11 protein-coding genes are annotated in these 13,826 nt (G+C 71.6%); 8 read left to right on the top strand and 3 right to left on the bottom strand.

Going from position 1 to position 13,826, the window contains the following annotated elements; all coding sequences use genetic code 11:
* The first annotated feature begins 34 nt into the window (after window positions 1-34).
* Window positions 35-1,231 carry a pentapeptide repeat-containing protein gene (locus tag ACTOQ3_RS36005; RefSeq protein ID WP_440087937.1) on the top strand — a complete coding sequence of 399 codons (1,197 nt, stop codon included), beginning with the start codon at window positions 35-37 and terminating at the stop codon, window positions 1,229-1,231.
* Between the two features lie 154 nt (window positions 1,232-1,385).
* Here ACTOQ3_RS36005 and ACTOQ3_RS36000 read toward each other — a convergent pair whose 3' ends face one another.
* Window positions 1,386-3,674 carry an AAA family ATPase gene (locus ACTOQ3_RS36000; protein ID WP_440087936.1) on the bottom strand — a complete coding sequence of 763 codons (2,289 nt, stop codon included), beginning with the start codon at window positions 3,672-3,674 and terminating at the stop codon, window positions 1,386-1,388.
* A 129-nt stretch (window positions 3,675-3,803) separates the two neighbouring features.
* Here ACTOQ3_RS36000 and ACTOQ3_RS35995 point away from each other — a divergent pair, with 129 nt between their 5' ends.
* The 5 genes from ACTOQ3_RS35995 (at window position 3,804) to ACTOQ3_RS35975 (ending at window position 10,426) form a co-directional block, all read left to right on the top strand.
* A complete protein-coding gene (locus tag ACTOQ3_RS35995; protein ID WP_440087935.1) occupies window positions 3,804-4,142 on the top strand; it encodes a hypothetical protein in 339 nt (112 codons plus the stop codon).
* A gap of 25 nt (window positions 4,143-4,167) precedes the next feature.
* Window positions 4,168-4,959 carry an alpha/beta fold hydrolase gene (locus tag ACTOQ3_RS35990; protein WP_440087934.1) on the top strand — a complete coding sequence of 264 codons (792 nt, stop codon included), beginning with the start codon at window positions 4,168-4,170 and terminating at the stop codon, window positions 4,957-4,959.
* Window positions 4,960-5,041: 82 nt separating this feature from the next.
* Entirely contained in the window at window positions 5,042-6,325 is a 1,284-nt protein-coding gene (locus ACTOQ3_RS35985) for a M20 metallopeptidase family protein (RefSeq protein WP_440087933.1), read from the top strand.
* A 496-nt stretch (window positions 6,326-6,821) separates the two neighbouring features.
* On the top strand, window positions 6,822-8,606 hold the full coding sequence (locus tag ACTOQ3_RS35980; protein ID WP_440087974.1) for an ABC transporter ATP-binding protein: 1,785 nt from the start codon (window positions 6,822-6,824) through the stop codon (window positions 8,604-8,606).
* Window positions 8,603-10,426 carry an ABC transporter ATP-binding protein gene (locus ACTOQ3_RS35975; protein WP_440087932.1) on the top strand — a complete coding sequence of 608 codons (1,824 nt, stop codon included), beginning with the start codon at window positions 8,603-8,605 and terminating at the stop codon, window positions 10,424-10,426. Before ACTOQ3_RS35980 ends, ACTOQ3_RS35975 begins: the two co-directional genes overlap by 4 nt.
* 61 nt (window positions 10,427-10,487) lie before the next feature.
* Here ACTOQ3_RS35975 and ACTOQ3_RS35970 read toward each other — a convergent pair whose 3' ends face one another.
* Window positions 10,488-11,006 carry a winged helix-turn-helix transcriptional regulator gene (locus ACTOQ3_RS35970; protein ID WP_440087931.1) on the bottom strand — a complete coding sequence of 173 codons (519 nt, stop codon included), beginning with the start codon at window positions 11,004-11,006 and terminating at the stop codon, window positions 10,488-10,490.
* A gap of 110 nt (window positions 11,007-11,116) precedes the next feature.
* On the opposite strand from ACTOQ3_RS35970, the gene ACTOQ3_RS35965 reads away from it, so the two are divergent.
* Window positions 11,117-11,902 carry an SDR family oxidoreductase gene (locus ACTOQ3_RS35965; RefSeq protein ID WP_440087930.1) on the top strand — a complete coding sequence of 262 codons (786 nt, stop codon included), beginning with the start codon at window positions 11,117-11,119 and terminating at the stop codon, window positions 11,900-11,902.
* Window positions 11,903-11,985: 83 nt separating this feature from the next.
* Window positions 11,986-12,318, top strand: a complete 333-nt coding sequence (locus ACTOQ3_RS35960) for a nuclear transport factor 2 family protein (protein ID WP_440087929.1) — start codon at window positions 11,986-11,988, stop codon at window positions 12,316-12,318.
* A 55-nt stretch (window positions 12,319-12,373) separates the two neighbouring features.
* Here ACTOQ3_RS35960 and ACTOQ3_RS35955 read toward each other — a convergent pair whose 3' ends face one another.
* On the bottom strand, window positions 12,374-13,768 hold the full coding sequence (locus tag ACTOQ3_RS35955; protein WP_440087928.1) for an NAD(P)H-quinone dehydrogenase: 1,395 nt from the start codon (window positions 13,766-13,768) through the stop codon (window positions 12,374-12,376).
* Between the last annotated feature and the right edge of the window lie 58 nt (window positions 13,769-13,826).

Here is a 13,826-nt window from a genome sequence, read left to right as displayed (position 1 = left end):
TGACACGATCGGGGCTGCTTTGAAGGAGGCTCCCGTGCGTCGTTCCATCCCCCTGGCTCTCATCGCCGCGATCTTCGCGCTGTCGGGGACAGTGATCTCTCCCGCCCAGGCCGCGGCCGGGCCGTGCAAGCCCGGTCAGGGCGTCAACCTGCGTGGCAAGGACTTCACGCGGGGAGCACAGCTCCCCGCCGTCCTGCGCTGTGCCGACCTGACCAAGGCCAAGCTGGACGGCGTGGAGCTGCTCCAGAAGGACCTCACCGGAGCGATCCTGCGCGACGCCTCGCTCAAGCAGGCCAACCTCACGCAGGCCACGCTGAAGTACGCCGACCTGCGGGGCGCCGACCTCTCCGAGGCCGACCTGGGCCAGATGCACGCCGACCACGCCGACCTGCGGGGCGCGATCCTGATCGACGCGGAGGCGGGGCAGGCGGAGTTCCCGCACGCGAACCTGACCGGGGCGACCCTGACCAGGGCCGAGCTGACCCAGGTCGACTTCACCAACGCCAAGCTGATCGACGCCGACCTGGAGGAGAGCACCCCCGGCCAGCTCAAGGCGCGCAAGGCCGACTTCACCCGGGCCAAGCTCCGCGAGGCCAAGATGAGCCAGGCGAACCTGCGCAACGCGACGTTCAAGGACGCCGACGTGAGCGAGGCCGAGTTCACCCAGGCCGAGCTGGACGGCGCCGACTTCACCGGCGCGCTGGTCGAGGGCGCGTCCTTCATCCAGGCCGACGACGCCGACCTCACCGGTTCCAAGGGCAAGCCCACCGGTCTCACCGTCGCGGTGCCGACCTCGCTGTCCGATCTCGACATCTTCAAGACCGAGGAGAGGGACGCCCCCGGGGACGAGCCCGCCCCGAGCGGCGGCCCGTCCGTGGGACTGGTCATGGTCGTGCTCAGCGCCGTGGGCCTGGCGCTGACCGTGGTGGCCTGGGGTGTCAGCGCCCAGCGGCGGACCCGGCGCAACGCCCAGTTCGTCATGATGCGGCGCGGCGCCGAGGAGGACATCACCCGGCTGGGCGAGGGGATCGACCAGCTCGACTACGAGTTCCAGGTCAGCGGGCGCGGCGGCATGACCGCCGACCGCGACTGGCGCCTCGCCCTCGACGCCTACGAGGCGGCCAAGCAGGCTCTTCTGGTCGCCCGCCGCCCGGAGGAGCTGCACTTCGTGGCCCGCGCCGTCCAGGACGGCGGGGCCGCCCTGGACCGTCTCCGCTCCCGCGTGCACTAGAGCCTACGGACTTCGGATCGGCCGCCTGGTCGGTCCTCTCCGGGATGACGGATGACGGCCTGGAATGGATGTCGGACATGTCAGCCTCCCCGAGGCTGAAGGTTTCACTCTGGGAGGCGTAACTTCACCGTGCATGATTTGTATGTGATGTGGATCACAGCACCCAGCGAGCAGGGCCGCCCGGTGCGGGCTGGTACCGGAAGAGATGGCCGGTGCGCAGTGAAGCCCGCAGGTGGGCCCCGGCCAGGGGCGCCGCCGCCTCCACCCGTTTGACCGCCGTCCACAACGCCCGGGTCGCGTTGACCCGGGCCCGCTCGGCCTCGCCGGACTGGCTGCGGGCCCGCCCGCCCAGCCCGGTGGCCTTGCGCAGCTCGGCCAGCAGGGCGGTCCGCTCCTCCTGGACCACCCTTGCCCGTTCGGCGTCGCCGGCCCGGTCGGCCGCGTCGAGTTCCTCGGCGAGCGCCTCCAGTCGGCGCCGGTAGGCCGCGCGGGCGACGGCGTCGAGAATCGGGGCGCCGTGGGGGACGGTGAGGCCGGCTCCTCCTGCGACGAGGTCCAGCGCGGCGATCTCTCGCCTGGGCGCAGCCAGCAGGATCCGCAGGTACTCCATGCCGCGTCCGTCACGCAACCGGGCCACCTCGGTGCCGGCGTCCAGTCGCCAGCCCTCGCCGTCGCGGTGCAGAGACCACTCGTTTGCCGGTGGAGTCAGGGTGGTCAGGAACGCTCCCATGCCGAGGCGCTGCGCGATCGAGCGAGCCTGGTCCAGGTCTTCCTCCGCCCGGAGCAGGTCGCCTGCACCGTCGCGGGCGGTCAGCGCCCGTGCCCGGGCGGCCAGCGTGCCGGCGAGCCAAGGCAGCGCTCCGAGCCGTCGCTCCAGCGTCACTGCGACGTCCAGGTGGGTTATCGCGAGGTCGAGCCGGCCAAGTCGCATGGCGAGCCGGCCCAGGTAGTCGTCGACCGGGCCGCTGATCATGTTAGCGCCGCCCGAAACGACCAAACGCCTGTGGTAGGGGGCCAGCGCGTCGTACAGGGCCTGGGCCGCCGCCGGTTCGCCGACCAGCGCCGCCACGATTGCCAGGTCGGCGCACACTCCGAGCCAGCGCGGCCCCGATCCGGCGAGAACAGCCGGCAGCAGTCGTTCGAGCTCAAGACTTGCCTCGTCGCCCCGCCCGGACTCGGCCAGTGCCCGGGCGGCGGCGGCCTCGAAGAAGTGACCGGGCAGCCGTCGGGCAATGTCATGCCAGGGAGCCATGAGCGAGTCGTACTCGCCGCGCATCATGGCCAGGGCGGCGCGCAGCGTCCCGACCAGGCGTTCCGTGTCCGCGAGCCCTACACGCCCGCCCAGTACGCCCACCTCGGCGGCAAGCGTGGCCGCCGTGTCGAACCGTCCCCGGATCGTCGCCAGCATCGCCTGACGCGCCAGCACCACCACCGCCGCCTCGGAGTCGCCGGCCAGTGAGCTGGCCCGCGCGTAGGCCGTCAGCGCGGACTCGGCCGCCTCCAGTTCTCCCAGCTCTGCCAGGGCGATGAAACGCCAGAACAGTCCGCGCCGCTCGGCCTCAGCGTCCCCGGCCCGCCGGGCCTGCGTCACGATCTCCGACGCGGTGGCCAGCCGTTCGTGGGCGGCCGCGGGATCCCACAGCGCGTGCAGCCCGGAGTCGAGGACCTCGGCGATCGCGCCGGGAGTGCCGACCTCCTGGGCCAGCGTCACCGCCTCGTCGATCAGCGTACGCCGGCGCCGTCCGGCCGACGGGTCGCCCAGCAGTTCGCGCGCGAGCCTGGCCAGCACACGGGCCCGGGAGCCAGGAGCCTGCGTGCGTTCGGCTGCGGCCTCCAGCAGACGGATGAGACCGGGGTCGAGATCGAGGAACTCCGTCCGCGACGGCGCGGTCAGCGCCAGGTGGAGGACCGGGTCGCAGGTGACGTCGAGCCGAGCCAGCTCATCGGCGAGGCCGAGTGCGGCTCCGGGCAGCCCGCCCGAGGCCAGCCACACCGCGTGGACCGCGTCGGCGGACAGGCCCGGGCTCAGCTCGGCGAGCTCCGGTTCCGTCAGGCCACGCAACCGCAGCTCCGGCTTCAGTCCGGTGGGTTCCACGGCGGTCGTGACCAGGATCGTCGCGCCGGACACGAGCCGAGCCGGCAAGGCTGGGAAATCGACGGCGAACGTGTCGGCGTGGTCGACGTCGTCGATGAGGAGCAGGCGCGGGCCGTCAGCCGCCTGGGCGAGGCGATCCGGCGACTGAAGCCAGGACACGGTGGGGGCGGTCGCACGGAAAACCGGGATCTTCCGTTCGCGGGCCAGGTCCGCGGCGGCGTCGATCAGCGCCGACTTGCCCGAGCCGGGCGGACCGGTGACGACAAGCTGGCCGCTGTCCCCTGCCGCGGCCCGGTCGAGCAGCCGTGCCACTGCGGCGAGCTCCCTTTGGCGTCCAATCAAGGCCATCTGTGCAGCGTAACGGCTTGCCGCGACCGGCCCTTACCGGTTCTGAGGCTCTGCCCTCCGACGCTCAGGCTCGGTGGTCGCGGCTGGAAGTCTCTCGACGGTTGACTTCGGATCTGATGCGTTCCCTCCGTGAGGGTGGACTCCTTCACCGCGGACGGCAAGATCATCGACGTCCGGCGGACCGTCACCGGCCACGACGCCATCCGTGCCTGGGCGGACGGCGAGGTCATCGGCGACACGCTGCGGGTCCTGTCGGCCGACCGGCGACGCGCCGATGGACAGCGGCCGCCGGCCCACCGGGCTCCGGCCGGTTCGGCCGGTTCGGCCGGGGGGCGCGCCCACCACGACTTCTCGGTGTCCGGCGGGAAGATCTCCGGCGCGGACCTCCAGCGCGCCCAACCGGCCCCGGATGGCTGTGGCCTGCGTCACGTACAAATCGTGCCCCCCTCGGTTACGCCCTCTGGGTGAGATTCCTTTGCGAAAAGAGGGGGACATGACGGACACACGTGACATCCGGTTTTTCGGTGGCCTGGCCGGTGACATCCGGGGCACGGACGACGACCGCCCGCCGCTGGTCTTCCTGCACGGTCTCACGTACGACCGCCGCCAGTGGGGACCGCTGCTGGACGAACTGGCGACCGTCGATCCGGGCCGGCGGGTGCTCACACTCGACCTGCCCGGGCACGGGGGGTCGGCGCGATGGGACGGCTACGACCTCGACAAGGTCGTGGCCGCCCTCCACGCGGCGGTGACCGAGGCCGGACTCGCCGCGCCGATCGTCGTGGGGCACTCGCTCGGGGCCGTGCTGGTGACCAGGTACGCCGCGGCCCACACGACCCGTGGCGTGGTCAACCTCGACCAGCCGTTGCTCGCGGGCAGGTTCGGCGATGTCCTGCGGCAGGCCGAACCGGTGCTACGCAGCCCGTCCTGGCGTGAGATCTGGGACCGGATGCTCGGCGACATGCAGGTCGACCGGTTGCCGCCGGCGGCGCGGGACCTGGTCTCCACGGCCACCGATCCGCGGCAGGACCTGCTCCTCGGCTACTGGAACGAGATCCTGGTCACCTCCGCCGAGGAGCTCGGCCGCCGCCAGACCCACCTGCTGGGCGTGATCCGGTCCAGCGGGGTGCCGTACCACTACGTGGCCGGCCGTTCGCCGGATCCGGCGTACGAGGGATGGCTGAAGTCCGCCCTGCCGGACGTCACCGTCACCGTGCTGTCCGGCAGCGGCCACTTCCCGCACCTGGTGTACCCGCGCGAGCTGGCCGGGATGCTGGCCGGCTGAGCCGGCCCGCTCCAAGACGTCCTTCCTCACCACATCCCCGCCGGCCGGGCCCGCCCGGCCGGCCTGACGATCGGAATGTTCAATGAAGCCACCGAACCGGCTGCGCGACGACGCCGCAGCCCTGCAGGACGACCTCGTACGGCTGCGGCGTGACCTCCATCGACACCCGGAGATCGGCCTCCACCTGCCACGCACCCAGCGGGCGGTGCTGGACGAGCTGTCAGGGCTGGGGTTGGAGATCACCCCGGGCCGGTCGTTGAGCTCGGTGACCGCGGTGCTGCGCGGCGGGCGACCCGGCGAGGCGGATCCCGGCGGCGAACCCGCCCCCGCGGTGCTGCTGCGCGCCGACATGGACGCCCTGCCGATCACCGAGCTGACCGGGTTGGACCACGCGAGCCAGGTGGACGGCGCCATGCACGCCTGTGGGCACGACCTGCACACGGCGATGCTGGTCGGCGCGGCCCGGCTGCTCAGCGCGCACCGCGACGCACTGGCCGGCGACGTGGTGTTCATGTTCCAGCCGGGCGAGGAGGGCTGGAACGGCGCCGCCCGCATGATCGAGGAAGGGGTGCTGGACGCGGCGGGACCACGGGTCTCCTCGGCGTACGGCATGCACGTGCGCTCGTACGGGGCCCCCGCCGGCCTGTTCCGCAGCAGGCCCGGCCCGTTGATGGCGTCGATGGCGGAGCTCAGGGTGACCGTGCGCGGAGTCGGCGGGCACGCCTCCATGCCGCACCTGAGCCGCGACCCGGTCACGGTGGCGGCGGAAATCGTGACCTCGTTGCAGACCATGGTCACCCGGCGCTTCGACGTCTTCGACCCGGTGGTCGTCACGGTCGGCTTCATCAATGCCGGGACCACGTCCAACACCATTCCCGACACGGCCACGATCAACGCCACGGTACGCACCTTCTCTCCGGCGAACCAGACGCGGCTGCCCGGCGAGGTCACCCGGCTGTGCCTGCACATCGCCGAGGCGTACGGGCTGACCGCCGAGGTCGACTACATCGAGGGCTACCCGGTGACGGTGAACGACGAGGAGCAGTACGAGTTCGCCCGTACGGTGGTCTCCGAGGTGCTCGGCGCGGACCGGTTCGTCCCGATGGCGTCCCCGGTGAGCGCCGCGGAGGACTTCTCCGAGGTGCTCGGCGAGGTGCCCGGCTGCTATCTCATCCTGGACGCGAGCGCCGCGGACGATCCGGCCACGGCGCCGATCAACCACAGCCCGCGAGCGGTGTTCGACGACGGAGTGCTCTCCGACGGCGCGCTGGTTCACGCGGAGCTGGCGATCCGGGCACTGCGCCGGCACGCGGAGCGGCGGTCGCCCGCCACCTCGCGTGGATCCGTGCCGGGCGAGGTCGCGTAGCGGCCGGCGCCGCTTCCTGCCGCGTGGCCTCGCGCGGGGACGACCACTCGGCGTCGCTCACCCACCTCAGGCGGCGGGCACCTGTGCCCGCCTTCCCTGGTGTCGCGGTGCCCGCTGTCACGGGAGTTTCGAGGTGGACCGCCCCGTGAGTCGGCGCCCCAGCCGTCCACGATCTTTTGCACCGAGAGTGAAAAAATACGGTGTTTTGGGCGCCCTTAATCTGCATGATTCCCATACATAAAGGTTGTCGCTGACCGGGTGGGGGCGGGTATCCCCTGCCTCATATGGGCTTTTCGGGTGGTTTGCGCATGCGCTGAACCCTTACAGCCTGAGTAAAGATACTTGGCGGTCAGTGGTAAACATGGGAGTAATCACGATGTTACGGATGGTGGGTCTCGGACCCGTCCTGCGGCGGCTTCGAACCGGCCTCGCCACGTCCCGCCCCTCGTCGAGAGGCCACCGCGTGCCGAGCGGGCGCGGAGACGGCACGACCGTCATGCGGCAGGGGTTCAATGTCATCGGGTACGCCATCCGCAGTGAGCCGCGCATCTTCGCCGGCGCCGTGCTGGGCAGCTCCCTCTACGGTTCGATGACAGTCGCGTCCTCCTGGGCGCTGGGCTGGGCCACCGAGCACGCGGTTCTGCCTGCCTTTCGAACGGGCCACGCGGCCACCGGCACGCTGGTCACCGCCGCGCTGCTGATCGCGGGCGTGACGGTGCTCAAGGCGCTGGGGCTCATCGCCCGAAGGGTGGTCGCCGGCGTCATGCAGTACCGGATGCAGGCACGTTGGCGCCGCCTGGTGACCCGTCAGTACCTGCGGCTGCCGCTCGCCTGGCACCATCGGCACCCGACCGGACGGCTGCTGTCCATCGTCAGCTCCGACATCGAGGCCGTCTGGGCCCCGCTCGGCCCGCTGCCGCTGGCGGTCGGTGTGGTCGTCATGCTGTTCACCGCGGCCGTCGCCACCATGGCCGTGGACCCGGTGCTCACCCTGCTCGGCTTCTTGATCTTCCCGGCGATCGCCGTGCTCAATTTCGTCTACCAGCGCAGGCTCTCCCCGCTGGTGACGCGAGCCCAGCAGTTGCGCGCCGAGGTCAGCGAGATCGCGCACGAGAGCTTCGAGGGGGCGCTGGTCGTCAAGACCCTGGGCCGGGAGGACACCGAGGCCGAGCGCTTCCAGGCCGCGGCCGACCGGCTGCGCGAGGCCAACATCGCGGTCGGCCGGGTGCGCGGCCTGTTCGACCCGCTGCTGGAGACGATGACGACGCTCGGCGTGCTGGCGGTGTTGTTGTTCGGCTCGCTGCGCCTGGCCGCGGGGGACGTCACCTCCGGTGAGCTGGTCCAGGTGGCCTACCTGTTCACGCTGCTCGCCTTCCCGATCCGCGCGCTCGGCTGGGTGCTCGCCGAGCTGCCGCGCAGCGTGGTGGGCTGGCGACGGGTGCGGGAGGTGCTGAGGGCGTCCGGGTCCATGGAGTACGGGCCGGCCCGCCTGGGATCGCAGGGCCCGGCCGAGCTGGAGGTCCGCGGCCTGAGCTTCGGGTACCTGCCCGGCGCTCCGGTGCTGTCGGGGGTGAGCTTCGTGGCCTGGCCGGGCCGCACGGTTGCGATCGTGGGCCCGACCGGGTCGGGCAAGTCGACGCTGACCCAGCTTCTGGTCCGGCTGATCGACCCGGACGAGGGCCGGGTGCTGATCGACGGGGTGGACCTGCGGGACGTCGCGCATGGGGAGGTGAGCCGCGCCGCGGCGCTGGTGCCGCAGCAGACGTTCTTGTTCGACGACACGGTGCGCGGCAACCTGACCCTCGGGGCCGGGGAGAGGATGCCGGATGAGCGCTTGTGGGCGGCGCTGCGCCTGGCGCAGGCCGACGGCTTCGTCCGCGCCCTGCCCGAGGGCCTGGACACGCGCGTCGGTGAACGCGGTACGACGCTGTCGGGCGGACAGCGTCAGCGGCTGGCACTGGCCCGCGCCCTGGTCCGGCGGCCCCGGACGCTCATCTTGGACGATGCCACCTCCAGCGTGGACGCCCAGGTCGAAAGCCGCATCCTGTCCGGCCTGCGCGACGGTTCCGTCGACGCCACGGTGATCGTGGTGGCCTACCGGATGGAGACGATCGCACTGGCTGACGAGGTCGTCTACCTGGAACAGGGACGAGTGGCCGACCGCGGTGCCCACGAGGAACTGCTGGCCCACTGCGAGGGCTACCGCAACCTCGTCACCGCCTATGAGCGCGAGAGGGCCGAGCGCGCGACGCTCGACGTCCGTGAGGAAATCAACGCATGACGGCGCGGGTGGAAGAACGCGGCGCCACCGCCGCCGAACCGGGGGCGGGCCTGCGGACGGAGGAGCGGGACGCACTGGGAACGCTGCGACACGGCCTCGCGCTGTCGCCGGAATTCCGCACCGGGCTGCCGGTGACGCTGCTGCTGGCCGTGCTCGCCACGGTCGGCAAGATGATCGTCCCCATCGCGATGCAGCAGGTCATCGACTGGGGCCTCACGGACACAGGGTTACCGGACATCGGCTTCATCACCCGGGCCGTCCTGCTGTGCGCCGCCGCCGTGCTGCTGACCGCGCTGTGCGGCTACCTGATGAACGTTCGGCTTTATCGCTCCACCGAGTCCGGCCTCGCCGGGCTGCGCGGCAGGGCGTTCCGGCACGTCCACGACCTGTCGGTGCTCACCCAGAACACCGAGCGGCGCGGCGCCATGGTCTCCCGGGTCACCGGCGACGTGGACCAGATCAGCACTTTCATGCAGCGGGGTGGCCTCATGGTCATCATCTCGGTGGGCCGGCTGCTCATCGCCGGCGTGCTGATGGCCGTCTACTCCTGGCAGCTCGCGCTGGTGGTCTGGGCCTGCTTCCTTCCACTGGTCGTCGTGCTGCCGAGGTTCCAGCGCTGGGCGACCCGCGCCTACACCCAGGTACGTGAGCGCACCGGTGAGGTGCTGGCGGTGGTGAGCGAGTCGGTGGTGGGCACCGCGGTGATCCGGGCCCATGGCTCGGAGAAGTGCACCGCGCGACGCGTCGACCAGGCCATCGGCGCCCAACAGGCGGCGCAGACCCGTGCCCAGAAGATCACCGCGTTCACCTTCCCCACCACCGAACTGGTCGGCGCGATCGTGCTCGGCGTCGTCGTCGTGCTGGGAGTGCGGCTGGGGGTGGACGGCACGATCTCGGCCGGGCGGCTGGTGGCGTTCCTCTTCCTGGTCACGTTGTTCATCAGCCCGCTGCAGGCCCTCACCGAGGTGCTCAACGAGGCGCAGAACGCTGTCGCCGGCTGGCGGCGCGTGCTCAGCGTCCTGGACACTCCCGCCGACGTCGCCGACCCGGGAAAGAAGGGCGCGGTGCTGCCGCGCGGCCCGATCACGGTGTCCTTCGAGGGCGTGGGCTTTCACTACCCCGACGGCCCGCGGGTGCTGCACGAGGTCACGGTGGAGATCGCGCCGCGCACGCGCGTCGCTGTCGTGGGGGAGACCGGCTCGGGCAAGACGACCTTCGCCAAGCTGCTCACCCGGCTGATGGACCCCAGCAGCGGGCGCGTCCTGGTCGACGGGGTGGACCTGCGCCGAATCCGCTTCTCCTCGCTGCGCGAGCGCGTCGTCATGGTCCCGCAGGACGGCTTCCTGTTCGACGGCACCCTGGCCGACAACATCCGCTACGGCCGTCCCTCCGCCACCGACGACGACATCGCCCTGGCGATGGCCGAGCTCGACCTGACCGACTGGCTGGAAGGACTGCCCGCGGGGTTGGCCACCTCCGTCGGCCAGCGCGGCGAGTCGCTGTCGGCCGGCGAGCGCCAGCTGGTCGCCCTGGCCCGGGCGTACCTGACCGACCCCGGCCTGCTGCTGCTGGACGAGGCGACCTCCTCGGTCGACCCCGCGACCGAGGTGCGCATCGCCCGGGCGCTGGACAACGTCGCCCGGGGCCGTACGGCCGTCTCGATCGCTCACCGCCTGTCCACAGCCGAGACGGCCGACGAGGTGCTGGTGTTCGAGCACGGCCGCATCGTCCAGCGCGGCCCCCACGCCGAGCTGGTGCGGCAGGACGGCGTCTACGCCGACCTGTACGCCTCGTGGACCTCCGCCGCCCGCATCTCCTGACAGCGTCGCGGGAAGTGGGAGCACGGCGCGCACCGGTGCGGCGGCCCCGAACCCGTCCGCGTCAGACCCGGCTCCGGCCTGCATCGCCGTTCCCGGGCGTGCGGGCGTAGCGGGCGCGCATGAGCTCGCTCGCGACGGGACCGGCGGCGAAGACGAACTCCTCGCTGGAGTCGAGGCGGCGGCCGGTGGCGGCGTCGACGACGGCGGGCTCGACCTCCTGGCCGGTGGCGGCGTCGACGAGGATCATGGCGCGCTGTGACGGGTCGAGCCGGGAGTTGCCCCAGGCCGCCAGTGCGACGATCACCGGGCGCAGGGACCGGCCCAGCTCGGTCAGGACGTACTCGTGGCGGGTGGGGTTGCTCTGGTAGGCGCGGCGTTCCAGCAGCCCGTCGGCGACGAGGGTCTTCAGGCGGCTGGTCAGCATGCTGGAGGAGATGCCCAGGTTCTCCTGGAACTCGTCGAAGCGGGTGTAGCCGTCGAAGGCGTCGTGCAGGATCAGCAGCGTCCACCACTCCCCGACGTGGGCCACCGTCGTCGACAGCGGGCATTCACGATCTTCCAGCCTGATCCGGCTCGCCACCGTTACCCCTCCTCGAATAGTTACTGCTAAAGTCGAAGTGACTCACTCCTATTTTAGCAGCAACTGGGGGTGCGGGCCCCGGCGTGCCCGTACCCGGAACGGAGCACATCGTGGAGACCTCCATCGGCGACTCCATCGACGGGAGGCGCGCCCTGGTCACCGGCGGCACCAAGGGCACGGGCGCCGCCATCGCCAGGCGTCTCGCGCGGGCCGGCGCCACGGTGCTGGTGACCGCCCGCACCCGGCCGGACGACGTCGACCCCAAGCTGTTCATCGCGGCCGACGTCTCCACCCGCGAGGGCACCGACAGCATCGTCGAGCAGGTTCTCGACCGCCTCGGCGGCGTCGACATCCTGGTCCACAACCTCGGCGGCTCCGGCTCGCCCGCCGGAGGCTTCGCCGCCCTGGACGACGACGCGTGGGACAGGGAGCTCAACACCAACCTGCTGGGCGCCGTCCGCCTGGACCGCGGGCTCCTGCCCGGCATGATCGAGAACCGCTCCGGCGCGATCGTGCACGTCTCCTCGATACAGCGCCGGATGCCGCTGCACGACGCGACGCTGGCCTACGCCGCGGCCAAGGGGGCTCTGACCGTCTACAGCAAGGGCCTGGCCAACGAGGTCGCCCCGCACGGCGTGCGGGTCAACTCCGTCGCCCCCGGCTTCATCCGGACGACGGCCGCTGAGGAGCTCGTCGACCGCATCGCCCTCGGCTCCGGCATCGACAGGCAGGCCGCGCTGGGAAAGCTGATGGACTCCCTCGGGGGCATCCCCCTCGGCCGCCCCAGCCTCCCGGAAGAGGTCGCCGAACTCGTCGCGTTCCTCGTCTCCGACCGCGCCGCCTCCATCGTCGGCGCCGAGCACGTCATCGACGGCGGCACCCTGCCGACCGTCTGATCCCGCTCACCGGGCCGGCCGTCCGGCCCTGCCCACCGATCCGACCGTCCGAGCCCACCCACCACACCGAAGGAAGTGTCCCCATGTCCGACGCGCCCACCATCCCAGGCACCGTCCGCCGCTACTTCGAGCTGGCTCCCCTGCCCGACCAGGACGCCTATTTCGCGCTGTTCACGGACGACGCGACCGTAGAGGACGAGGGAGTCGAGCACCACGGCATCGCCTCGATCCGCGCCTGGCGCACCGGCGTGCCCGCCGTCGCCTACACCGTCACCGGTGCCGGCCTCACCGACGGCGGCGCCACCCTGGCCACCGCGGACATCTCCGGCGACTTCCCCGGCAGCCCGGTGACCCTGCGGTTCCATTTCGAGTACGGCGACGACGGGCGCATCCGCGTCCTGCGCATCCGTCCCTGAGCCTCGGCCGCCACCGCCTCAGAGGCCCGGGACGACACGAGATCGAACGGACGGGTCAGATGCCGCTGGGGGTCATCGGCTGCATGAGGCGGCGGGCGGCCTCGGTGACGGAGCCGGACAGGGAGGGGTAGACCGCGAAGGTGTGGGCGATCTGGTCGACCGTCAGCCGCTGCTGGACGGCGACCGAGACCGCCAGGATCAGCTCCGACGCGCGGGGGGCGACCACCACGCCGCCCAGGATGATGCCGGTGTTCGGGCGGCAGAAGAGCTTCACGAAGCCGTCGTTGAACCCCTGCATCTTGGCGCGGGCGTTGGTGGCCAGCGGCAGCTTGACGATGTTGGCCTCGATCTCCCCGTTCTCGATCGCCCGCTCGGCGATGCCCACGGCGGCGATCTCGGGGTCGGTGAAGATGGCGGAGGCGACGGTGGCCAGACGGAGCGGGTGCACGGCCTCGCCGAGGGCGTGCCAGACGGCGATCCGGCCCTGCATGGCGGCGACCGAGGCGAGCATCAGGACCCCGGTGCAGTCTCCGGCCGCGTAGACGCCGGGCGCGGAGGTGCGGGAGACCTTGTCGACCTGGATGAACCCGCCCTTGTCGAGGGTGATCCCGGCCTCCTCGAGGCCGATCCCCGCGGTGTTGGGGACCATGCCGACCGTCATGAGGCAGTGGCTGCCCTCGGCGGTCCGGCCGTCCTCCAGGGTGACGACCACGCCGTCCGGGGTGCGCTTGACGGACTCGGCGCGGGAACGGCCCATGACGTTCATGCCACGGCGCCGGTAGACCTCTTCGAGGACCTCGGCGGCGTCGGCGTCCTCGTTGGGCATCATGCGGTCGCGGGAGGAGACGAGCGTGACCTCCGAGCCCAGCGAGCGGTAGGCGCCCGCGAACTCCGCGCCGGTGACGCCGGAGCCGACCACGATGAGGTGCTCGGGCAGCTCCTCCAGGTCGTACAGCTGGCGCCAGGTGAGGATGCGCTCGCCGTCGGGCTCGGCGCCGGTCAGGATGCGCGGGGTCGCGCCGGTCGCCACGATGACGACGTCCGCGCGGATCGTCCGGTCTCCGGCCCTGACCACCTGCGGATCGACCAGCCGCCCCGGGGCCTTGATCACCTCGACGCCCTCCGCCGCCAGCCGGGCGGCGATGTCGGCGGACTGCGCGCGGGCGAGATCCTTGACGCGCCTGTTCACCAGCGGCATGTCGGCGATGACACCGCCGACGTCGCCGTCGGGGCCGCCGGTGTAGTGGACCCCCAGCATGCTGGCGTCGAGGAGCGCCTGCTTGCGCACCGAGGTGGCGATCAGCGTCTTGGACGGTACGCAGTCGGTGAGGACGCAGGCCCCGCCGGGGCCGTCCTGTTCGACCACGGTGACCTGCGCTCCCAGTTGGGCGGCGACCAGCGCCGCCTCGTATCCGCCGGGACCGCCACCGATGATCACTATCCTCGTCACATAGCCCATTCTCCCGCATGGTGGGACCGGACATCGCTCGGCATCCCTCCTAAACCAC

This window comes from Streptosporangium sp. LJ11, assembly GCF_051918945.1.
GTDB lineage: Bacteria > Actinomycetota > Actinomycetes > Streptosporangiales > Streptosporangiaceae > Streptosporangium.
This window is presented reverse-complemented; position numbering and strand designations above follow the sequence as displayed.

Excerpts from the sequence above, each read along its gene's own strand:
- ACTOQ3_RS35985 (WP_440087933.1), top strand. The coding sequence starts at position 5,042 with ATGAAGCCACCGAACCGGCTGCGCGACGACGCCGCAGCCCTGCAGGAC.
- ACTOQ3_RS36000 (WP_440087936.1), bottom strand. The coding sequence starts at position 3,674 with ATGGCCTTGATTGGACGCCAAAGGGAGCTCGCCGCAGTGGCACGGCTG.
- ACTOQ3_RS35990 (WP_440087934.1), top strand. The coding sequence starts at position 4,168 with ATGACGGACACACGTGACATCCGGTTTTTCGGTGGCCTGGCCGGTGAC.
- ACTOQ3_RS35960 (WP_440087929.1), top strand. The coding sequence starts at position 11,986 with ATGTCCGACGCGCCCACCATCCCAGGCACCGTCCGCCGCTACTTCGAG.
- ACTOQ3_RS35975 (WP_440087932.1), top strand. The coding sequence starts at position 8,603 with ATGACGGCGCGGGTGGAAGAACGCGGCGCCACCGCCGCCGAACCGGGG.
- ACTOQ3_RS35980 (WP_440087974.1), top strand. The coding sequence starts at position 6,822 with ATGCGGCAGGGGTTCAATGTCATCGGGTACGCCATCCGCAGTGAGCCG.